Raw genomic sequence first — 21,820 nt, 5'->3', positions numbered from 1 at the left:
CCGGATCTACGTCTTTGCCATGGATTTTAGAACTACCGCACGGATTGCACAATCCGTGCGGCGAAACAATGACCTCCACCGAAGTGGCGCTGCATCACTCAAAACGAGTTGTCGCTGAGATTGATCTCGCCAAGCGTACGGAACACCAACTTGCCGCCGATCGTCCAGTCGTTCGCGGTATCAGCATTCGGATCGTATTTGTCCGAATAGGCGATAGAGAAGACCGTGCATTCATCGGCGTACGAGATCCCGACGCTGCGACGGTTGAAGACATCAGCGTCGATATCGTAGTTGACCGAACCGAATACCGACCAGTTCTGATTGACCTTGACGGTCGACGAGCTGGTGACTGTCTGATTGTCGTTGTCAAACGAGTATCCCGGACGGGCGTCCACCTGCGTGAATGTCAGGCTCGTCTCGAAACGGTCCTGTGCATAGGTCGCGTTGAGGTCGGTCCGGCGCACTTCAAGTGTCTTTTCATCGAGCCGCACACCAGCGCTCAGGGACAGACCGATTGGCAGTTCGAAGCCAGCCGATGCCACGAAGTCCGATACGTCCGTTTCCAGACCGGAATCGGTACCGACAGCAAGCAGGTCGTCGGTTGCATATGAGTTCAGGCCAGCCAGATGATAAGACTGACCGACGACTGCGCGCACACCGACGCCATTGTCGAAGCTTCCTGTATAGCGCATGCCGACATTTGCACGCGTTCCGCCTTCGACCCGGTCGAAACCAGAGAACTTGTTGCGGGAGAAGAGGTTGCTGGCGTCGAAGACCAGGCTCTGGGAATCCTCGTTCGGCAACTGCCCGGCATAGTCCTCGTCGTTGCGCGCATAGATCTGCGCGATCGGTTCGATGATATGAGAGCTGTTGTCGGTGGTGATCAGCCAGGGATAGCGGACCTCGACGCCGGCGGTCAGCAAGCCGCGTGCGGGTGCGTCGTTGGATGTGTAGCCGCCCGTGTAATCCGCAGGGCTATCCATCGCGAGACCGAAGACGTCACCGCGCGCCGCGAGCAGCGGGGTGATCTGAATGCCACCCGGGCCGTCAAAAGTACGTTCCCAAGCGAGCTCGCCCGAAAGGCGGTTCATGTTGCCCTTGAGGCCACGATAGACGTCGTTGGTACCATCACCGTTTGTATCGGCGGCTTCACCAGAGAAGCGGGACAGTGAGGTGAAGTTGAGGGTGCCTGACAGCTGGCCGCCCGCCACGAGTTCAGGCGCATAATAGCTGTAGTCGATGACAGGCAGCACGGTCGCCTGTTTCTTCTCGGCGGTGTCGTTCAGATCGGCGTCCTGAACGTCGAAGTAGTAGCTGCGCATGTCGAAGAAATTGCGCTCGCCGACGCCGGTCAGGTAAACAGTGTTGGTATTTGTCGAGCTGTTCAAGCCTTCGACACCGTAGGTACGGGCAAAGTTGTTGTCGGTCTGGAACATGACGTCCCAACCGAAGGACCAGCGTGGGTTGATCTTGAAATCGCCCTTCGACGAGACGAGGCCGCGGAAATCGCGACTAGCGTCGCTCGTGCCTGCGGTGAATTCGTCGGTGTTCATCTGACTGATACCGGCGAGACGGATGTTAGCCTGGCCCTTTTCGAAGCGCTGACGCAACTCCGCTTCCAGAAGAACGCCCTGTGCGCTGAAGCCGGTCGTCGTGATCGTCGCGTCGCGATCCGGCGCGATGGCGATGTAGTAAGGAACCGAAATCCCGAAGCCGACATTCTCACCGGAACGGAATTCCGGGAACAGGAAGCCGGACTTCCGCTTCACCGTGTTGTCAGGGACTTCGATGAAGGGGAGGGTGGCGATCGAACGTCCAAAAAGTTCGAAGCGAGCCTTTTCGAGGCGAACGGTCTTCTTCTGGCCATCCTGCACCACGCGTTCTGCCTTGACCTGCCAGATCGGCGGGCGAGACGGATTTTCGGCGCAAGGAAGGCAGGCGGTATAGACACCCTTGTGCAGGATCATCTGAGTGCCGCCCACGCGCTCGGCGCTCTCGGCAACGAGGCGGGTGTTGTCAGTCGTTTCGACCCGCAGCGCCCTCAAGAATCCGTCGGAGAAGTTGTCCGTGACGTCGAGCGAGTCCGCATAGATGCGGTTGCCGGTCGGCTCCACCAGTTCAATATTGCCGGCCGCGGTCACGCGACCCGTCTTCTGGTCATAGACGACTTGTCGGGCAACCATCTGGTAGCCCGCATAATTGATTTGCACCGCGCCGTTCGCGACAACGCGCTCGGCATCACGGTCATAAACAAGTTCATTGGCTGCAAGAAGCAGCTTCGCGTCATCAGGGAGTTGACCTGCCGTGGACGCTGAGTCCGACAGGCTCTGCGCATGCACGAGAGGCGCGGTGAGCGGCAACGCGCACACAGCGACACTGGTCAGCAGGGCTACCGAGAGCCTCCTGATATTCCCGCGGTCTTTTACCGCCACTAACCATCCTCCTTGTGAAGCAGAATCGTTGCCCCCAATGCCATCGCTACGACAACTGGGACCCAGGCCGCAACATATGGCGGCATGACGCCGCTGCTTCCGAATGCCCTGACGAGCACTGTGACAACATAAAGCACGAAGCCTGACAATATTCCACCGAGAATCACCGTCCGCGATTGGTTGATACGGCTGAATTTCAGCGAAACGGTTGCCGCAATCAATGTCATTGCAACCATCAGGAACGGCAGCGAAAGCAGGGAGTGAAGTTGTGTTTCCAGCGCGTGCGGCGCTATGCCGAAGGATCGGGCAACTTCAATTTTCTGAAATAGATCATAAAAAGCAACGCTTTCCGGCTTGGCGAGGCGCTGCTGGACAAATTCCTCATTGAGGTTGGTGGCGACGCGTGTCTCAGCAAGGCGTGTCTGGATCTCACCGGGACGCGTCTCCAGCACGTCGGTAAGCATCCAGTAACCATCTTTCAATTTGGCTGTGCGTGCGTCCTGCCGAAGGATGATGCGACCGTCCTGATCGAAGTGCAGCAGCACGGCATCCACAAGCAGGCTTCCGTCCTCAAGAACGGCACGCGCGCCTAGAGCGAGGTCGTTGTCGCCGCTCGATTGCCGCAACCATGGGATGGGAGTCGGCTTGGTGCTGTTCTCGGTTCCGCGCCACTGCGTCTCGATCTCCGTGCCCTGGCGCTGGCCCCACGCGGCAAGCGGATTGATCACCAGGGTCGTCGCCAATCCGATGAGCGTTGCGCCGATGAGGAACGGCGCCATGAACTGCCAGACGGAAATGCCGGCGGCACGTGCAACAACCAGTTCGGACTTTCTGTTGAGCGAGATCAGTGTGGCCATGCCGACGAAAAGGCCAATGAACGGTATTGTCTGCTGGAGGATAAGCGGTAGGCGCAGCGCCGTCAGATAGAGCACGCCTGGTACCGAATAGCCCGGCAGGCTATCGAATCGGCCCGAGGTTTCGGTGAAATCGATCAGATAGGTGATCGAGACAACGCCGAGGAGAAACCACAGCGAGGTCAGCATGTAGCGCCGGAAGAAATAGAGGCCAAGCGTCCAGATCACGCCGCACCTCCGGCACCCGTGCCAAGACGCTTCTGGGTCATGGCCATGGCGCTCTCGATCAGGGCAGAAATTGGCTTGGGCAGTCTCGGACTACGGTTCGTGGCCAGCATGAAGGCGGCAGCACCTCCAGTTGCCAGAGGCAGGAGATACAGGAGCGAGATGAACGCGGTCGATGCCTCGGCGATCGAGGTCAGATAGTTGGACGCCCAGAACACCGTCAGCGCCATGATCAGCGCCGATGCCATCGGGTGCAGTCGTGCCTCGCGATGGGAGCGGGCATCGCCGCACATCATCAGGCTCAGAAGCGCGAAGACGAGTGGGAAGAACGACGCGCTCACGCGGCGGTGCAGTTCCGCGCTGAAATCATTGGGCTTGCTGATGTAGCGCTCATCGAGCGGGTCCGGATCCATGAGATAGAAGACATCACGATCCTTGGCGCCGAAGCGGGCCTGGCCACGCTCTTCGGAGAGATCGGAAAGGTCGAAGGCGTAGCGGTCGAAGCGGATGACGGTAACGTCACCATTGGGCGCCTTACGCTGCACTTCGCCGTCCTGCATGACGAGCGACTTGCCGCTCTCGTCCACGGCCCCTTCGCGGGCGTAATAGATCAGTTCCGAGGCAGGATCGCGGGAATCGGCAACAAGCAGGCCCTTCATCGTCCGGCCCGACTGGCGTTCGGAAATCTGCACGTAGAGCCCCGGCTCGATCTGGCGGAACGTCTTCTCCTCGATGACAGACGACAGGAGGTCGGCATAGGCAGTGGCGATCATCGTGCGCACGTTGACGCGCATGGCGGGTTCGACGAAGCCCATCATGATGAAGGAGAAGAAGCTGAGGCCGACCGCCAGCAGGATCAGCGGTCGCTGGATGATGGAGCGGGGCGCACCAGCCGCATCGATGACGGCCAGTTCCGAATCGTTGTTCATCGTTGTCAGCGTATGCGTGATGCCGATGACCAGTGCGAAGGGCAGCACGGTTGCAACGATTGTGGGCAGGATCATCGTGGCGAGCACCATGAACGACCCCACGGATTGTCCGCTGTCGGTCACTAGGTTGATACGCTGCAATACCTGCGTGGTCCAGATGATCGCCAGCACCGGGAGCAGCGCTGTCAGAAACATCAGGACGACCCGCCGCAGAATGTATTGTTCGAGTATCTTCATAGGGTTCCCTTGCAGGCGCGACACGCAGACGTCGCGCCGAGGATCGGCTTTCTCTACGACGCTTGCGGCGATTTGGCGACCGGCGGATGGTATTTTCCCCGGCTTCCTGAGGCCGTTTTTTGTCCCACCGCGATAAATCTGACACGCTCAGCGTTGGCAGCCGCAATCGGGGGATTGGGGCAGGAATGTCTGGTCAAACTCTTGCCATCGTTCGGGAAAAGACCATGATCCCTCAAGATCTCCCACAATGCCAATTCAAGGTGCCTCATGTCGTTGAAACTCGCCATCTCTTTCGCCAAGACCCATCCTGCAACCGGAGGCATCGCCATCCTGCTGGCGGCGTCCGGTGCGGAGCAGCCGGCGGGCGCGATGGAGGCAGACCAGGCGGGCGTCTATGCCCGTGCCGCGAAAGTCGCCAAGTTCAAGGGCAAGGCGCTTTCAACCCTCGACATCGTTGCACCGCATGGGTCTGAACTGGATCGTCTCGTCGTGCTCGGCATGGGCAAGCCGGAAGGCCTCGTTGCCCATGACTGGCTGAAGGCTGGCGGTTCGGCGACCGCCGCGCTCAAGGGGGCGGAGAGCGTTGTCGTCTATCTTGATGCCCCGGGCATCGACGTTTCACCCAAGGCCGCCGCCGATTTCGCCCTCGGTATGCTGCTGCGCAGCTACAAGTTTGATACCTACAAGACGAAGAAGAAAGCGGAAGACGAGGAGGAGAAGGCCGAGAAGTCCGTCAAGGTCACGATCGTAACAGTGGAGGCTTCCGGTGCGAAGAAGGCCTTCGCCGAGGCCGAAGCCATTGCCGAGGGCGTGGTCCTGGCACGCGACCTCGTCAACGAGCCGGCCAATGTCCTTGGGCCCCTGGAATTCGCTGCCAAGGCCAAGGAACTGGAAAAGCTCGGTGTCGAGATCGAGATCCTCACCGAAAAGGAAATGAAGAAGCTCGGCATGGGCGCGCTGCTCGGCGTGGCGCAGGGTTCGGTGCGCCCACCGCGTCTCGTGGTGATGCAGTGGAAGGGCGGCAAGTCGAAGGACAAGCCGATCGCCTTCGTCGGCAAGGGCGTTGTCTTCGATACCGGCGGCATCTCGATCAAGCCGGCTGGTGGCATGGAGGATATGAAGGGCGACATGGGCGGTGCTGCCGCCGTCACCGGCCTGATGCATGTGCTTGCGGCCCGCAAGGCCAAGGTGAACGCCATCGGCATCCTAGGCCTCGTCGAGAATATGCCTGATGGGAACGCCCAGCGTCCGGGGGACATCGTCACCTCGATGTCCGGCCAGACCATCGAGGTCATCAACACCGATGCAGAAGGTCGCCTCGTGCTCTGCGACGCGCTCTGGTACTGCAACGATCGCTTCGAACCGGCTTTCATGATCAACCTCGCCACCCTCACAGGCGCGATCACGGTTGCCCTCGGCAATCAGCATGCCGGTCTCTTCTCCAATGATGATACGCTTTCTGAAAAGCTGCTGACGGCAGGTCAGGTGACCAATGAGCGTCTGTGGCGCATGCCGCTCGGCAAGGAATACGACAAGATGATCGACTCCAAGTTTGCCGACATGAAGAACACCGGTGGCCGCCTGGCTGGTTCGATCACTGCCGCCCAGTTCCTCAAGCGCTTCGTCAAGGACACGCCCTGGGCACATCTCGATATCGCCGGCACGGCCATGGGCTCGCCGAATGACGAAATCAACCAGTCCTGGGGCTCCGGCTACGGTGTCCGCCTGCTCGACGAGTTGGTGCGGGCCAATTACGAATCGTGATCCTGGAGACGGAGCGCCGGATGGCCGAAGTCCTGTTCTACCACCTGACCGAATCGAAGCTGGAAGACGCTCTGCCCCCGTTGCTGGAGAAGAGCGTCGAGCGTGGCTGGAAGGTCGCGGTTCAGACCCGCGATGCCGAACGGCGCGACACGCTCGATGCCCATCTCTGGACATACCGCGACGAGAGCTTTCTTCCGCATGGAACGGATGAGGGGGCATCGCCGGACCGGCAACCGGTGCTGCTGACGATCGAACAGGAAAACCGCAATGCGGCGAGCGTCCGCTTTCTGGTGGATGGAGCCGAGCCGCCGGCGGACCTGACCTATGATCGCATCGTCTTCGTCTTCGACGGCTATGACACGGAACAGCTTGAGGGGGCCCGGTCCCAGTGGAAAAGGCTGAAGGCGCAGGGCCACAACCTGACCTACTGGCAGCAGAGCCCCGAGGGGCGCTGGGAGAAGAAGGCCTGATTGGGGCGCCGGTTCAGCGGCGCCTTTTCTCGATCTCAGGCTTTCATGATCGTCTGGCGCAGGAAGCTGTAGCCCATGGCGGTCCGCCGCGCCATTTCCGCCGAATTGCCGGCCCCGCCATGACCGCCGGAGCCATATTCGTGGAAGAGGGGCAGGTGTCCGGCCTCTTCCAGCCGCAGCGCAAAGCGCCGCGCATGCGAAGGATGAACCCGATCGTCATTGCTGGAGCTTTCGATATAGACGGGCGGATAGTCTTGGTCCGATGCCGGCTTCACCTGATGCAAGGGTGAGTAGCTGAGGAGGAACGCGCGGTCTTTCTCGTCGTCCGGGTTGCCGTATTCGTCGATCCAAGCCCGCCCGGCGGGGAAGAGATGGAACCTGATCATGTCGAGCACCGGAACCCGACACCAGACGGCGCCGAAATCATCTGGATAACGCGTAAGCATGACCCCGGTGAGCAGGCCGCCATTGCTGGCGCCAGTGCAGGCAATGCGCGACGGATTCGTATAGCCGCGCTTCACCAGATCTCGGGCGATCGCGACAAAGTCTTCGTATGCCTTGTGGCGGCCTTCACGCTTCACCGGTGTGTGCCAATCCGGCCCCAGTTCTGAGCCGCCACGGATGTAGGCCTGCACATAGGCGCCACCCTGTTCCAGAAAGCGGCCCGTGGTCCCGGAATAGTGCGGCGCAAGAGGCGCGGCAAAGCCGCCATAGCCGTAGATCAGAACCGGAAGCACGCCGTTCTTCCACACCTTCGGCAGCACCAGATGGTAAGGCACCTTGGTGCCATCCTCCGATGTCGCTTCCAGAAGTTCGCTGGTCATGCCCTCAGCGTCAAAAAAAGCGGGCGATGTTTCCTGCGGCACCAGGGCAAGCGGTTTCTTGGTGGGGTTGCGGTCCTCATCGGAGAGGGCGAGCGTGTAGCGGGTCGGCGGCACTAGGAAGCCGGAGCCGATCACATGAAGCGTGTCGTCTCCTAGATGCAGGTCGGCATGAAGCGAAGTGAAATAGAGCGCCTCGATGCCGTCAGGCAAATCGATCCGCTGGGGCACGGCGTCCTCTTGTGTCAGATCGAGTGCATAGAGTTCAGGCGAGAGGCGATCATCGACGGTGTAGATCGCCCAGTGGCGGAGCAGGGTGAAGTGATGCACCGCGCGGCCTGGCTGCGGCTCCACCAGAATGCGCCGCTTAGGCGCCAGCGGTTCAGCATCGAACGGTGTAAGCGCTTGCAGCACCAGACTGCCGGACGCCACCTGCTCGTCGCTCTTGGCGAGCCAGAGGATGTGGCTGTGGTTGATGTCAAAGCCGATGTCCCGTGGCAGCGGCAACCGGCGGGCGACGCCATCGGCGTCCTCGACGTGAAGGCTGAGCTTGCCGATTTCATGGTTCGCCATGAACACCCGGATCTGTCGCGTGTCGGGCCCCGTGTGCCCGCCGAGTTCGGGATCGATGATGAAACCATAGCCGGTGACGTCGGTGGTTGCGGCTTCAAAGAGGATGTCCGCCTCTGCCGGGGCTTCGCCGCGACGCAAACGCCGTCCGACTCTTGGCCAGCCGGATTGCGTGGCGGAGAAGGCGTCGATCGATCCGAAATAAGCGATCTCGTCGGCGCTAAGCCATGACGCCTGCGCCCGGACTGCCGGCGTGTCGAAGCCGCCGTCCACCACGCGTTTGGTTTCGAGATCGAACTCGAGAAAACGCGTCAGGTCAGAGCCACCGTCAGACAGCCGCAGCAGAACGCGCGTCGGTTCGAAGGGGCAAGTGACACAGCCGCCGAAGATCCAGCGTTTACCCTCTTGCGCACAGAAAGCATCGACATCGAAGACCGTATCCCAAGCGGCATCGGCGCGCGGCGCATCTGTCGCCGGCAGTCGGCGCAACACGCCGAGCGGATTGTCTCGGGACCGGTTGAAATCGAACAGCCACTCGCCGCGCCGCGTGGGCACGATCAGCTTGTCCTGGCGCTCCATCATCAACCGAAGCGCCTCGGCGTCTGCCTCCATTTCAGGTGTCGCCAGTGCCGCGTCAGATCGTGCGTTCCGTGCGGAAATGAAGGCCAGCGTCTGCGGATCGTCATCCTTTTCGAGAAAGAGATCCATGGCGCTGCTCCTTTGCATTTTCATCATCGCATTCGCTGAGGCGAGGTCGGTGCGACCGAAGTCCTCGCCCACATGGTGGAGGGGCTCTACTCAAGCCTTGGCGCATGCATAGGAAAAGCAGTCGCCAAAATTGAGGCAGGCCGGATGGCGCCCCACCCCGTAACGCGAAGTGGCGTCGATGGCGGAAAGCCGCCTGATGACCTGCCCTAAGGCCCGCGTCGTCATTGACGATACGGAGCAGCGGGGGGGGGGGGGAGGTCGAAATGGAGGCGGCTTGAAGCTGATGGACACGCGCTGGAGCCGCTGGCAGCAGACACCAGCGGAGTGCTAGGAGAAGAAGGTTTGAAACCTGTCTGAAGATAACAGGTGGAAGGGCTGCTATGGGCAGCCCTTCGCGTGAATGGTGACGTCGATCAGCGTCCGGCTGCAGCGCGTTTCGAGGGGACCCCGCCATCATTCGCCACCGGCAGGGATGTCCGTCCTCTGTTGGCGGCCGGATCGATCTTGAAGTGCCCGATCAGGCGCGAAAGGTTCACTGCATCGTCTGCCAACCGGTTGGTGCTCGCCGTCGTCTCTTCTACCATTGCAGCGTTCCGCTGCGTGAACTGATCCATCTGGCCAACGGCGGTGTTGACCTCCTGCAGCTTTTGCGACTGCTCCTTGGCCGCGGAAGCGATCTGGTGGACGGACTGGTTAATATGCACCACATGATCACGGATGCGGGAAAGCGCATCCCCGGTTGCCGTGACCAGCCGCACGCCAATGCCGACTTCCTCTCCGGATTTGGTGATCAGCGACTTGATGTCTTTTGCGGCTCCTGCTGACCGCTGTGCAAGCTCGCGTACTTCCTGCGCCACGACCGCAAACCCCTTGCCGGTCTCGCCAGCGCGGGCAGCTTCGACACCCGCATTGAGCGCCAGAAGGTTCGTCTGGAAGGCGATTTCGTCGATCACGTTAATGATCTGGCCGATCTCGCCGGATGCCTGCTCGATCCGGCCCATGGCAGCCACGGCGTCACCGACGACGGAACTTGATTCTTCCGTGCTGCGGCGCGCCTCGTCGACCATGCGGGTGGCCTGGAGAGCCGTGTCTGTCGATTGGCGGACGGCAGCCGTGATCTCTTCGAGCGCCGACGAGGTCTCTTCAAGTGCCGCGGCCTGCTGCTCTGTCCGTTTGGCGAGATCGTCGGATGCGAAGCGAAGCTCGCCCGATCCCGAGCGGATCTGGTCGATCGAGGTACGAACCTCTGCGACGACGGTTCTGAGCACCTGCATGGTGCCATTCACATTGCCCTGGAGTTCCGCAAAGGCGCCGTTGAACTCGCCGCGCATGGCATCGGTCAGATCGCCTTCGGAAAGGCCCGCGATGACCCGGCGCGTCTCGGCAAGCCCCGCATCGATCGACCGGACGAGTTCATTCATCGAGGTCGCGAAGGCATTGAGATCGGGAAATTCGAAGTCTCGGTCGATCCGCTGGGTAAAGTCGCCGGCGATGGCCGCAGCACAGACCTGGCCGATGCTCTCCTGCAACTCGTCGCAACGCTGCTTCATGCGGTGTTCCTGGGCGTTCATTTCCCGCACCCGCAAACCGTTCTGCTTGAAGACGTCCACCGCACGGGCCATGTCGCCGATTTCGTTTTGGCGGGCGAGATAGGCGATCTCGACATCGAAATCGTCACGTGCGAGGCGCCCCATGACGCGGGTCATGCGTTCGATCGGCTTCGTCACGTCGCGGGCGACGAAGAGCATGGCGGCAATGCCCGCCAAAGCGCCGACCACGAGAACACCGGCATTGCTCAGAAGCGACAGACGGAAGTTGCTGGCGCTTTCTTCGAACATCGCGGCAGCCGCATCGACATTGGCATCGCGGAACGTGTCCGCATAGCCGTCCATCTCGTCATAGGCGACAACCATTTCCCCCGTCAGCAATGCGGCGGCGGCGGTCTTGTCACCACTGCGCGAAAGCTCAATCATGCGTTCACCGGCCGTAAGATAGCGCTCGGCGCTGGCCTTGAACCCCTCGAAAGCAGGCCTTTCCTCAGGAAGCGTGATCATGGCTTCATAGCGCGCCATGCGGTCCTTCAGCTTGTCGACTTCTTTGGCAACGGCCGCGTCGGCGGACGCAAGCGTCTCCGGGGTCGAGCTCAGAATATGCCGTGTCTGCAGAGCCCGCAGATTGGCGATGGAAATGTTCAGGCGATTGGTGATGTCGACAACCGGCACCGAACCTTGGGCCAGGCGTTGGACATTGGAAAAGACACCGTTCATCGACCAGAGGGCAAAGCCTCCCTGGACGACGAGAAGGGCAAGCAGAAGCATGAAGGCCCCGAGCAGCGAGGCTTTGATGGACAAGGGTTTCGTCGACATTCCGCAGCTTTCCGTTCGCTCCGGGACCGTGCCGTCATGGCAGGTCTCGCGGGGAGGGGAAGCCCCGGCTGCATCACCGAGGCGCTCATCAGGCATGCATCTCGTTCCGCGCAAAGCTTCGCCATGCCCTGCAACAGCATGCTGTCGGGGTTGAGAAAAGCGACTTGCGCTTAGGCATCGCGCCGGAAGGGCAACGATGTGGACGAAATGCACTGTGGATTGAAGTAGGCTGACCTAACTCGCGGAAATGATGTGGTCAGGGATTTAAAAGTTTACTAAAATTCGCGCCCGAGTTGCGTAATATCACGATTTTCTGATTTAAATGGCCATTGAGAACCATAGGATCGCTATGGATGACAACAAAAATCGGCCGCCTGGCAGGGGCTGCGTCGTGTGAAGGAGTAAACTGCTTCAGGTTGCAGAGAGGAGAGGGCCGGCGGGTCAGCCGGCCATGCCCTCTTCATACTCGGCGGAAAGCTCCAGCCACTGCTCTTCCGCAGCGGAAAGTTTCGCGGCCGCTTCGCCACGCTGCTTAGCCTTTTCAGCGGCCTTGGCCGGCGCCTTTTCGTAGAGACCCGGATCGGCCAACTCCTTGTCGAGCGCCTGAATCAAAGTCTCCAGCTTCTTCGTCAAAGCCTCGACTTCGTTGATCTTTTTCTTGAGGGGCGCAAGACTTGCGCGCTTGTCGGCTGCAGCCTTGCGCTGCTCGGCCTTGTTGACCGTATCGGCGCCGTTGTCGCCCTTGTCTTTCTCGACTGGCTTCTTGCCCGAGGCGATGATGAGCGAGCGATACTCTTCCATATCCCCGTCAAAGCTGGTGACGGTGCCGTTGTTGACGAGCCACAAGCGGTCGACGGTTGCCTCGATCAGGTGGCGATCGTGGCTGATCAGGATGACGGCGCCCTCGTAGTCGTTCAGCGCCTCGATCAGAGCCTTGCGGCTGTCGATATCCAGGTGGTTCGTCGGTTCGTCGAGGATGAGCAAGTTCGGCGCGTGGAAGGCGGCAAGCCCCATCAGCAGGCGTGCCTTTTCGCCACCCGAGAGATCCTTGGCGGCCGTTTCCATCTTTTCGGTCGCAAGCCCCATCTGCGCGACGCGGGCACGCACCTTGGCTTCCGGCTCCAGCGGCATCAGCCGGCGCACATGGGCGACCGGGCTCTCGTTCGGGATGAGGTCGTCGAGCTGATGCTGGGCGAAGAAGCCGATCTTCAGGCTGGACGCGGTCTTGAGCTGGCCACCCTGCGCTTCCAGTCGGCCGGAGATGAACTTGGCGAAGGTCGACTTGCCGTTACCGTTCGAACCGAGCAGCGCGATGCGGTCGTCATTGTCGATGCGCAAGTTGAGGTTCTTCAGGATCGCCTTGCCTGGCTCGTAGCCGACCACACCGCCAGAGATGGCCACGATCGGGGAGGCCGGCTGCTTTTCGGGTTTCGGGAAGGTGATCGGATGGACGTGGTCCTCGATGACGGCGGCGACTGTGCCCATGCGCTCCAGCGCCTTGATGCGACTCTGGGCCTGCTTGGCCTTGGTTGCCTTGGCGCGGAAGCGGTCAATGAAGCTTTGCAGGTGCTTGCGGGCGGCGTCGTTCTTCGCCTTAGCCTTCATCTGCAATTCGTCGTTCTCGGCCTTCTGCCGCTCGAAGCTGTCATAGCCGCCGCGATAGAGCGTGAGCTTCTGCTGGTCGAGATGGATGATCGAGTTGACGGCGGTGTTCAGAAGATCCCGGTCGTGGCTGATGATGATGACCGTATGCGGATAACGCCGCACATAGTCTTCGAGCCACAGGGTGCCTTCGAGGTCGAGATAGTTGGTCGGCTCGTCAAGTAACAGCAGATCCGGCTCGGCAAACAGCACGGAGGCGAGCGCCACACGCATGCGCCACCCACCGGAAAAGGAGGAGGCGGGGCGCAGCTGCGCCTCGTGGTCGAAGCCGAGGCCCGACAGGATTGTCGCGGCACGAGCTTCCGCCGAATGCGCGCCGATATCGGCCAGCCGTGTCTGAATTTCCGCAATCCGATGCGGATCGCTTGCAGTCTCTGCCTCTGCGAGCAGCGCTGCCCGTTCCTTGTCTGCGGCAAGCACGATGGAGATCAGCGAGTCTTCCGTTCCCGGCGCTTCCTGCGCGACCTGGCCGATGCGCGCGTTCTTCGGGATCGAGATATTGCCGCTTTCGGACGCCAGATCGCCCGTGATGATGCGAAACAGCGTGGATTTACCCGCACCGTTCTTGCCGACAAGGCCAGCCTTGGTGCCGGCCGGCAGCGCGACGCTGGCGTGGTCGATGAGCAGGCGGCCTGCGATGCGAGCGGAGATATCGTTGATCGTGATCATGGTTCTGGCTTTTGGCCGATGTCACGGCCAAAGGCAAGCGGGCGAGGGTGCCCGGTCGGGCCTGTCAGGCGATCTCGTCAGGCGACCTGGCGCTGTCCGGGCTTGTAGCCGATGATCGGCTGGCGCGGGTTCTGCCGCGCCAAAATCGTGGCGGTCTTGGCAATGGCGAGCCAGCTCGTCGGATCCGCGGCTTCATGCGCCATGGCGTGACCGATCGCGAGCGGCAGCCCGCCTACGCCCGGCGAGGTCTCGGACGCGAAGACGAGATTATTTTCGGCCGTCGTGAACAGCCGTTCGGCGATGATGTGCGCCTCGTCGGCATTGATGCCATCGAAGACGAAGGCAAAGGTATCGGCCTCGATGCGGGCGATGAAGTCGTGCTTCTTGATCGCCTTGCGGAAGATGCCGGCCAGTCCCTTGATCAGCTTGCTCACGGCCTCGTCGCCATATTGGTGCTGCAGACCGGGAAGGTCGAGGATTTCGATCAGCACGAGCGCGCTCGGCTTGGCCGCCGAGGCTGCCGAATGGACCTCCTCCAGTGTCTGGAAGAGGCTGATGCGGTTCGCAAGCCTCGTCAGATGATCGCGTTTCATTGCAGCCTGCGCCGCACGGATGGCACGGTCTGCGGCATTCAGGCTGTCCAGCCCCTCGGCCACATCGGAGGAGAGCGCGGTTTCCGCCTTGATCATATCTCTGGCAATCGAGGAGAGCAGATCCAGCTCGCCCAGCAACTGGTCGATACCGACACTGACATCCTCGCGGATCGAGCGGATCACGCCTTCCACCGAGTTCGTGAAGGCCCGCTTCTGTGTCAGTCCAAGGGACAGCTGGTCGCTGAGCCGCGTCAGCGTCTTCAGCGTTTCATCCTGCAGGCGCTCGGCGGAGACACCGCAATGACCGGCAAGCCGGTGCTTGAGGCCAAGCTGATCGAGCGCCGATTGCGTCGGGCGGGCACCAAGGGCTGCAAGCTCGCGCGCAAGATCCGAATTGCCGCCGGTAAAGGCTTCATGGACAAGTTCGAAGTTGCGGGGGAGCCCTGCGATCTGATGCTTCAGCATGAAGACTGTGATCTTCTGGAGATCGTCTGGAAGTCCGCTCATCAAAACCGTCCTGATCATGCGATGAGTTGCGCTTTACCTGCGGGAAGCCGGAACTATTCCCACGGAATTCAGGTCTCGTAACACGGCATCACATACGAAACGGTTAAGGCAGAGACGCGCTTCAAGGGCTTTCCCTTGGCTTTTGTCAAATTGAAATTCCCCTTAGGAATGAGGGGGTTCTGCCCTTCAGTTAATTATTATTTAGAGATGTATGTGTTTTAAATGATGTTCTCAGAGCAGGCCGGCGAAGCGCTTACCAAGCACTCGACCGGCGAACATCCGTAGGCACCATGAAGTCCCTCATTCCCGCTGTCTACTTCTCGCTAGCGGTCGCCGTTGTCGCTGTCATCGCGGCAAGGCCGTCCGGCCCCTTTGTCCTCGTCGTAACTTCACCGGCTGCAAATGCGGCCGGTTCGATGGCCGTCATCGACCGGGCAGACGGCGCTTTCGTCTGGGCTGGAAGCGTCCCCTGGATGTCGGTCGCTTATTCGCAGGCTCCGGATTTTCCGGAGCGGCTACTCGATGCGGGCGCTTTGCTCGTCATCAACCATGATCTGGCACTTGGTTGCCTGCAAGGAATGAACACATGAATGAACTGAAGAAGCTCAGAGACAGGGTCTCCTACGGCATCGTCGGACTGCTCTGGATCAACTTTGCCTTGATCTTGATCCGCAACCTCGTGCGCGAGGAGGGGCCCGACTGGATGATGATCCTGGCGACCCTCGTTCTGCTGGTACCGGCCACCTTGCTGTGGGCACAGGATCGCACTGGCGCGACCACCCGCATGGTCACCTCCATGGCCAATGCGGCAACTGTCGCCATCCTGGTCTTCGCATTCCAGGGATCGCCGCTACAGATCGACCTGCATATGTACTTCTTCGCAAGCTTGGCGATCTGCGCCGCCTGGATCGACTGGCGTGCCATCATCGGTTACGCCGCGCTCGTCGCGGTCCACCATCTGCTGCTCTATGTCGCGATGCCCCTGGCGGTCTTCCCGGGCGATTCCGACTTCTCGCGCGTCGTCCTGCATGCGGTCGTGCTGATCGTGCAGAGCATCGTCCTGATCGCCCTGACCTCGGCGGTCGTCAAGGCTTTCGATGTCTCCGACAAGTCCGTCGCCGAAGCCGTTGCCGCCGAGCGCGAGGCCGTTGAGATGGCCGATCACGCCAGACGCACCGATGCTGCGGCAGAAGCTGAACGCCGCAAGCGTGAAGCAGAAAAGGCGCGGGAAGCCGATGCCGTCGATTTCGCCGTGGCCGAGCTTGCAAAGTCCTTGCAGAAGCTCGCGGATGGCGATCTGTCCTGCCGCATCGACACTGCTTTCTCCGGCCCCCTCGATGAATTGCGGACTTCCTTCAACGCGTCTGTCCAGAAGCTCGAAGTCGTCGTGTCTCAGGTGGGGCAGGTTGCCTCGGTCCTGCGGAACGGCACAGGCCAGATCGGTCAGGCCAACAACGACCTCTCTGCCCGAAGCGAACGCCAGGCAGTCTCGGTCGAGGAAACCGCGAGCGCCCTGTCCAGCGTCATGTCGACGGTCAAGGACACGGCCTCCGTCGCAGATTCGGTCGGCAAACTGGTCAATCAGGCGAGAACCGGTGCGGAGCGCTCCGGCACGATCGTTACCGATGCCGTCTCCGCTATGAGCCGCATCGAGCAGTCGTCGCAGTCGATTTCCAACATCATCGGTGTCATCGACGAAATCGCCTTCCAGACCAACCTGCTCGCGCTCAATGCTGGCGTCGAAGCAGCCCGTGCCGGTGAAGCCGGCAAGGGCTTCGCGGTCGTCGCCCAGGAGGTTCGCGAACTCGCCCAGCGCTCCGCCAATGCGGCGAAGGAGATCAAGGCCCTGATCAACACATCAGGCGAAGAAGTTCGCCACGGTGTGTCGCTGGTCGACCAGGCGGGCGAGGCCCTGAGCACGATTTCGACCGAGGTTCAGGCAATCAGCCGGGAGATCTGCAAGATCATCGATGGTGCCAAGAGCCAGGCACAGGGGCTTGCCGAAATCGACTCAGCCATTGGTCAGATCGATCGGGACACCCAGCAGAACGCGGCGATGGTCGAAGAATCAAGCGCTGCCATCGAGCAGCTCGTGCAGGAGGCAACGACACTCGATCAGCTGATGGCCCAGTTCCAGGTCGGCTCGAAGACAGGCTACGCGACCCGACGGGCCGCCTGACAGCGGCAGGCTCCAGGGCAAGCTTCAAATAGACGAGGCCGCGATCATCGCGGCCTCTTTTTTTTGTTCAGCAGCCCTCGGCTTATCGAGGGGGATGCCACTCCTCAAAGCCAGACCTTGCCCTCGCTGCGGACGAAATAGACGAGGTCGAGGCTGAGGCTTGGCTTTCCCATTCCGGTCAATCCGGCATGCACCTGCCCACGGTGATGGGTCTGGTGGTTGAAGACATGGGTGAGGGCAGGCCAGAGCTTCTGGGTCACGATCTCGGGTGAACTGACCGGCGAATAGGTGAACGGCTGCTCGATCGCGTCAGGCGTCAGGCTGCGGGTATAGCGGATGAAGCGGTCGTCCTCTTCCACGCGTGCTGCACGCAGATCGTCGAACCGCTCATAGGGGCGCTCATTGAGCGCCGTTGGCTTCGGGCCTTCTCCGGTGAAACGATTGAGCCAGACGCGGTCGGCGGTGAGGATGTGGCTAAGGGTCGCGAAGACCGAGCCGAAGAAGGCGCCAGTGTCCCGCTCCAGCTCTTCGGCAGAGAGCTCGGACGCGGCGGCATAAATGAGCCGGTTGGCCCAGGCATTGTACTCGGCAAGCATCTGGTAGTTCTGCATCTCGTTCTCCTGATCGCGATCGTCGCTCAACCTAGACCGATTTGAGAGCAATGGGGCTGATGGGTTCCATGAAAATTGCTGATTTGCATCGAGCTCCGTGATGCGGTTGTCTGGCGAGACATCAGGAGACGCCAAGTGACCATCACCCTCTATTCTCTCTGCGGCACCGACGCAGCCCGCCCTTTTTCACCGCATTGCTGGAAGGTCGTGATGGCACTGCATCACAAGGGGCTCGTATTTGAAGAACGCCCGCTGGCTTTCACAGCGATCCCGACGGTGGAGAATGGAGCTTCCAAGACCGTTCCGGTTCTGCGGGATGGACAGGAGCTGGTCTCCGACAGCTTCCGCATCGCGCAATATCTCGAAGAAGCCTATCCGGATGCGCCGAGCCTCTTCGGCGGTCCGGGCGGCGAGGCCGCAGCGCGGCTGGTGGAAGGTTATGCCCAGCATGTCGTCCATGGCGCGATCACCCGCATCGCGCTGATCGACATCCACGATATGCTGGACCCCATTGACCAGGCTTATTTCCGCAAGAGCCGGGAAGAGCGTCTTGGCAAGAGCCTTGAGGAGATCGCAGCCGGACGGGATGCGGCGATCGCAGCACTGCCGGCAGCCCTCCAGCCACTTCGCCACATGCTGTCTTTCCAGCCCTTTGTCGGTGGCGAAAAGCCGCTGTTTGGCGACTACATCCTGTTCGGTGCGCTGCAGTGGCTGAGGATCACCACGGGATCCCTTCACCTGCCGGAGGATGACCCGGTCAGCCGGTGGTTCGTTCGCTGCCTCGATCTCCACAAGGGTGTTGCCCGGGCCGTGGCGTAAGGGTGTGCGGGAGCCCGATTATGACGTCGGCGTGAAATTCGTGGACCCCTCTTGTCTTCGTGATTCGGGGCGGGTAGATACCGCCCACTTTCCCTGACAGACAAAAGGATGAGACAGATGGCGATTGAACGCACCTTCTCGATGATCAAGCCCGATGCCACAAAGCGCAACCTGACCGGTGCGATCACCAAGGTCTTCGAAGACAACGGCCTGCGCGTCGTCGCTTCCAAGCGCGTATGGATGAGCCAGCGCGAAGCCGAAGGCTTCTACGCCGTTCACAAGGAACGCCCCTTCTTCGGCGAACTGGTTGAAGGCATGACCTCTGGCCCGACCGTCGTCCAGGTTCTCGAAGGCGAAAACGCCATCCTGAAGAACCGCGAAATCATGGGCGCCACCAACCCGGCCAATGCCGACGAAGGCACGATCCGCAAGATGTTCGCCCTCTCGATCGGCGAAAACTCGGTTCACGGTTCGGACGCTCCGGAAACCGCTGCCGAAGAAATCAAGTACTGGTTCGCAGACACCGAGATCGTCGGCTGAATCAAGTCCTGAGGCTAAAGCCTCAAGACATTGGAAGAATTGATGAACCGGGGCCGAAAGGCTCCGGTTTTTCGTTGCCTAAGGTACCGTGCCGGGGTGCCGCTTCAGGCCGCCGGACATGTCTCTTCCTGCGCATAGTCCACCGTCCCGTCGGCGCCATAGACCTCGGGATTGGGCGTGTAGACCGGCCCCACCACCAGTGCCTTTCCGGGCATGATCGTCTGGTCGAGGCTCGATGTCAGCGTCGTCTCGATGGTCTGCAGCACCTTGTCCGATCCATCGAGGATACGGATCGAGACCGCATACGGCCGGTCCTTGACGACGCAGTGCACGGGCGGGCTCTCCAGCGACACCTTCTCCCAGAAGGGGAAGATCTTGGCACGCGTAACGAGTGGAGCGCCGCCGGCAGGGTTCTCGAATGTGGTCTCTACAAAGCTCGGATCGGGCAGCGGCCCGTTGCGGGCAAGCGTCACGACATAACTTGCCTGCGCCACACGGTAATTGAAGATGAAGACCTTGCCGGAGAGCTTGAGGGGCTCATCCAGATCTTCACGCTGGCAACCCGCCAAACTCGCGAGCCCCACGAGCAGGGAAACGCAGATCGAGACCGCCTTCATGGCGAGACCTCCTTCTTTTTCCGGTGGTAGTGACGATTGGCCTTCACCCGGTTGCCGCAGACCGCCATGTCGCACCAGGTTCGACTGCGGTTCTTGCTGCGGTCCATGAAGAGCCAGCCGCAATTGCCGCAGATCTTCATGCGCTCCGGCTGTGGCTCACAGACAAGGCCAAGCGCCGAATGGGCGGTCGCGGCCTCCAGACTATCATCGCTGATGGCGGTGCGCAGGGCGGCGGCGCAGGCCTCCAGGAGGTCTGCAAGCTGTGTGCGACTGTCATCCCCGACAATACGGCGGCGGAAATAGCCGTCGATTGCCTCGCGCAAATGCAGGAACAGCGCTTCGTTTTCCGGAGCGACTGGCCGCAGCTCCCCGAACTTCTCCCGTTCCGCAGAGAGCTGCGACGCCGCTTCCGGAAAAGCGGCCAGTTGCTCCGGCACGGCGAAGCGGTCGCGTCGTCCGTCTGGTTCATGCCGAAGGATGACGCTGTTGGCGACATCGAGCGCCAGCGCACCACCGGCAAAGCGGTGAGGGGTCCAAGAGAAGATCATGGATTCAATATAACTGGTAAAATCGATTTTGACAGTTATAAATGTGCAAAGAGGGACAGATGGCGTACCTGCTGCAACAACTCCTGAACGCATTGCCGATGGCGAGCCTCTATGCCTGTCTGGCATTCGGCTACGCGCTCGCCTTTGGAGTGACGAAGCGGCCGGATATCACCTTCGGCGCGCTGGTCGCCTTTGCGGGGCAGATCTGCCTGTTGTTCACCGATTATGGCTGGAACCGCCTCTATCTCGTCCTGCCGGCAGCGCTCGGCCTTGGCCTTGTCTCCGGCCTCACCTACACCTTGCTCGCAGGGTTCTGGAACGCGCGTTATGTCATGCTCCCGCTACACAACAGGTCGCCCAACGCGGTGATCGTCGCCGCCCTTGGCGTCGTGCTGCTTCTGTCGGAGGGCGCCCGCCTGGCGCTCGACACCCGCAGTCTCTGGCTGCCGCCGATGGGCCAGCAAATGGTGACGTTGCTCATGGTCGATGGAGTACCAATAGGCCTCACCAGACTGCAGCTGCTGCATATCGCCCTGATGGCAGGGCTGGTTGTGGGCGGCCATTGGCTGCTGACGGCGAGCCGGGCAGGGCGCTTGTGGCAGGCGGTCTGCCAGGACCCTCTGGCGGCGCGCCTCATCGGCGTCGATGCAGACCGGATCTTCGTGCTTTCACTTTTGGCGGCGGCAGTCTGTGCCGCCTTGGGCGGTCTCTCCGCAACAGCGCTCTACGGCACCATGGATTTTGGTGCCGGTCTGATTTTCGGGCTGAAGGTGGTGCTAATCGCCGCCGTCGGCGGCTATTCACGCCCCCTGCATTCGGCGCTGGGTGCCGCGGCTGTCGCCTTTGCCGAGCAACTCTGGGGCGCCTACGGCCCAATGGTCTGGCGGGATGCGGTGCTCATCTCGGCGCTCGTCTGGCTGCTGGTACTCAGCCGCCGCGAACGCATCATTCCTTGATCCAGCGATCCCGCGCGCTGTCGTCGGCGTCCTTCGCCGCGACCCATTCACCGCTCGACCCATCCTGGCCATGCTCCTTCTTCCAGAAGGGAGCGGAGGTCTTGAGGAAGTCCATGACGAAGTTGGCACCGTCGAAAGCCGACTGCCGATGGGGTGCTGCGGCAATGACGAGCACGATCTGCTCGCCGGCCTCGATGCGGCCGAAGCGATGGATGGCGGTAATGCCAAGCAGCGAGAAGCGCTCGACCGCGAGTTCGCAGATCCGAGTCATCTCGGCTTCCGCCATGCCCGGATAATGTTCGAGTTCGAGGGCCGCGAGGCTGCCGGCCTCGTCGCGGCAGAGGCCGACGAAGGACACCAGCGCCCCGATATCCTTCCGCCCACGCGTCAGAGCCTGCGCTTCAGCGGCCGCGTCGAAATCATTCCGCTGGACGCGAATGGTGGGTGTAGGCTTGGCCGTCATGGTCTGAACTCCGGCGGCGGGCCTCTCAGCCCCCGGTCATCGGCGGAAAGATGCCGATCTCGCGGGCACCCGCGATCGATTCGTGGTGCTCCACATGCTCCTGATTGACCGCAACACGGATCGCCTTCGGAAAGCGAAGAGCCTCTTCGTATCCCTCCCCGAGGGTGGCAAGCCAGGTCACGAGATCGCCGGCCGTCTTCACATCGGCGGGAATGTCGATTTCTTCCTCACCCTTGCCGATCCGCTCGCGGACCCAGGCGAAGTACACGATCTTCGCCAT

19 protein-coding genes are annotated in these 21,820 nt (G+C 61.1%); 7 read left to right on the top strand and 12 right to left on the bottom strand.

Annotated elements, in window-relative coordinates:
- Positions 1 to 98 precede the first annotated feature (98 nt).
- The 3 genes from C0V73_RS18055 to C0V73_RS18045 are packed head-to-tail and all read right to left on the bottom strand — an operon-like array spanning position 99 to position 4,677.
- Positions 99 to 2,432, bottom strand: a complete 2,334-nt coding sequence (locus tag C0V73_RS18055) for an LPS-assembly protein LptD (protein ID WP_102021403.1) — start codon at positions 2,430 to 2,432, stop codon at positions 99 to 101.
- Entirely contained in the window at positions 2,432 to 3,514 is a 1,083-nt protein-coding gene (gene lptG, locus C0V73_RS18050) for an LPS export ABC transporter permease LptG (RefSeq protein ID WP_102021402.1), read from the bottom strand. The genes C0V73_RS18055 and lptG overlap by 1 nt, the downstream gene beginning before the upstream one ends.
- The gene (locus C0V73_RS18045) at positions 3,511 to 4,677 is read right to left on the bottom strand and encodes an LptF/LptG family permease (protein ID WP_102021401.1); all 1,167 of its coding nucleotides are present in this window, start codon (positions 4,675 to 4,677) and stop codon (positions 3,511 to 3,513) included. Before C0V73_RS18045 ends, lptG begins: the two co-directional genes overlap by 4 nt.
- Before the next feature lie 267 nt (positions 4,678 to 4,944).
- Here C0V73_RS18045 and C0V73_RS18040 point away from each other — a divergent pair, with 267 nt between their 5' ends.
- The gene (locus C0V73_RS18040; RefSeq protein WP_102021400.1) at positions 4,945 to 6,441 is read left to right on the top strand and encodes a leucyl aminopeptidase; all 1,497 of its coding nucleotides are present in this window, start codon (positions 4,945 to 4,947) and stop codon (positions 6,439 to 6,441) included.
- Between the two features lie 20 nt (positions 6,442 to 6,461).
- Positions 6,462 to 6,911 (top strand): DNA polymerase III subunit chi, encoded by a 450-nt coding sequence (locus C0V73_RS18035; protein WP_102021399.1) that lies wholly within the window; start codon positions 6,462 to 6,464, stop codon positions 6,909 to 6,911.
- Between the two features lie 35 nt (positions 6,912 to 6,946).
- On the opposite strand, the gene C0V73_RS18030 is transcribed toward C0V73_RS18035, so the two are convergent.
- From C0V73_RS18030 to C0V73_RS18010, 4 genes are all read right to left on the bottom strand, one after another.
- On the bottom strand, positions 6,947 to 9,010 hold the full coding sequence (locus C0V73_RS18030) for a prolyl oligopeptidase family serine peptidase (protein ID WP_102021707.1): 2,064 nt from the start codon (positions 9,008 to 9,010) through the stop codon (positions 6,947 to 6,949).
- A gap of 413 nt (positions 9,011 to 9,423) precedes the next feature.
- On the bottom strand, positions 9,424 to 11,376 hold the full coding sequence (locus C0V73_RS18020) for a methyl-accepting chemotaxis protein (protein WP_102021398.1): 1,953 nt from the start codon (positions 11,374 to 11,376) through the stop codon (positions 9,424 to 9,426).
- Between the two features lie 441 nt (positions 11,377 to 11,817).
- Positions 11,818 to 13,707, bottom strand: a complete 1,890-nt coding sequence (locus C0V73_RS18015; protein WP_102021397.1) for an ABC-F family ATP-binding cassette domain-containing protein — start codon at positions 13,705 to 13,707, stop codon at positions 11,818 to 11,820.
- A gap of 77 nt (positions 13,708 to 13,784) precedes the next feature.
- The gene (locus C0V73_RS18010) at positions 13,785 to 14,807 is read right to left on the bottom strand and encodes a diguanylate cyclase (RefSeq protein ID WP_245408020.1); all 1,023 of its coding nucleotides are present in this window, start codon (positions 14,805 to 14,807) and stop codon (positions 13,785 to 13,787) included.
- Positions 14,808 to 15,097: 290 nt separating this feature from the next.
- On the opposite strand from C0V73_RS18010, the gene C0V73_RS18005 reads away from it, so the two are divergent.
- Positions 15,098 to 15,397, top strand: coding sequence for a hypothetical protein (locus C0V73_RS18005; RefSeq protein ID WP_102021395.1), 300 nt, complete (start codon positions 15,098 to 15,100; stop codon positions 15,395 to 15,397).
- Entirely contained in the window at positions 15,394 to 16,986 is a 1,593-nt protein-coding gene (locus tag C0V73_RS18000) for a HAMP domain-containing methyl-accepting chemotaxis protein (RefSeq protein ID WP_102021394.1), read from the top strand. Before C0V73_RS18005 ends, C0V73_RS18000 begins: the two co-directional genes overlap by 4 nt.
- A 104-nt stretch (positions 16,987 to 17,090) precedes the next feature.
- On the opposite strand, the gene C0V73_RS17995 is transcribed toward C0V73_RS18000, so the two are convergent.
- Entirely contained in the window at positions 17,091 to 17,597 is a 507-nt protein-coding gene (locus C0V73_RS17995) for a DinB family protein (RefSeq protein WP_102021706.1), read from the bottom strand.
- A gap of 135 nt (positions 17,598 to 17,732) precedes the next feature.
- On the opposite strand from C0V73_RS17995, the gene C0V73_RS17990 reads away from it, so the two are divergent.
- Together C0V73_RS17990 and ndk are read left to right on the top strand one after the other, a co-directional pair.
- Positions 17,733 to 18,416: a glutathione S-transferase family protein gene (locus C0V73_RS17990; RefSeq protein ID WP_102021393.1), complete on the top strand. Its 684-nt coding sequence runs from the start codon at positions 17,733 to 17,735 to the stop codon at positions 18,414 to 18,416.
- A 117-nt stretch (positions 18,417 to 18,533) separates the two neighbouring features.
- Positions 18,534 to 18,956, top strand: coding sequence for a nucleoside-diphosphate kinase (gene ndk / locus C0V73_RS17985; protein ID WP_102021392.1), 423 nt, complete (start codon positions 18,534 to 18,536; stop codon positions 18,954 to 18,956).
- A gap of 104 nt (positions 18,957 to 19,060) precedes the next feature.
- Here ndk and C0V73_RS17980 read toward each other — a convergent pair whose 3' ends face one another.
- Both C0V73_RS17980 and C0V73_RS17975 read right to left on the bottom strand, forming a co-directional pair.
- Entirely contained in the window at positions 19,061 to 19,573 is a 513-nt protein-coding gene (locus C0V73_RS17980) for a hypothetical protein (protein WP_102021391.1), read from the bottom strand.
- A complete protein-coding gene (locus C0V73_RS17975; RefSeq protein ID WP_102021390.1) occupies positions 19,570 to 20,121 on the bottom strand; it encodes a CGNR zinc finger domain-containing protein in 552 nt (183 codons plus the stop codon). Before C0V73_RS17975 ends, C0V73_RS17980 begins: the two co-directional genes overlap by 4 nt.
- A 59-nt stretch (positions 20,122 to 20,180) precedes the next feature.
- Between C0V73_RS17975 and C0V73_RS17970 the strand changes: the two genes are divergently transcribed.
- Positions 20,181 to 21,077 carry a branched-chain amino acid ABC transporter permease gene (locus C0V73_RS17970; protein ID WP_102021389.1) on the top strand — a complete coding sequence of 299 codons (897 nt, stop codon included), beginning with the start codon at positions 20,181 to 20,183 and terminating at the stop codon, positions 21,075 to 21,077.
- Here the strand turns inward: C0V73_RS17970 and C0V73_RS17965 are convergent.
- Positions 21,067 to 21,540, bottom strand: coding sequence for a molybdenum cofactor biosynthesis protein MoaE (locus C0V73_RS17965; protein ID WP_102021388.1), 474 nt, complete (start codon positions 21,538 to 21,540; stop codon positions 21,067 to 21,069). The genes C0V73_RS17970 and C0V73_RS17965 overlap by 11 nt on opposite strands.
- A gap of 25 nt (positions 21,541 to 21,565) precedes the next feature.
- The gene (moaD, locus tag C0V73_RS17960) at positions 21,566 to 21,820 is read right to left on the bottom strand and encodes a molybdopterin converting factor subunit 1 (protein ID WP_102021387.1); all 255 of its coding nucleotides are present in this window, start codon (positions 21,818 to 21,820) and stop codon (positions 21,566 to 21,568) included.

It is taken from the genome of Rhizobium sp. TH135, from assembly GCF_002855515.1.
Classification (GTDB): domain Bacteria; phylum Pseudomonadota; class Alphaproteobacteria; order Rhizobiales; family Rhizobiaceae; genus Allorhizobium.
This window is presented reverse-complemented; position numbering and strand designations above follow the sequence as displayed.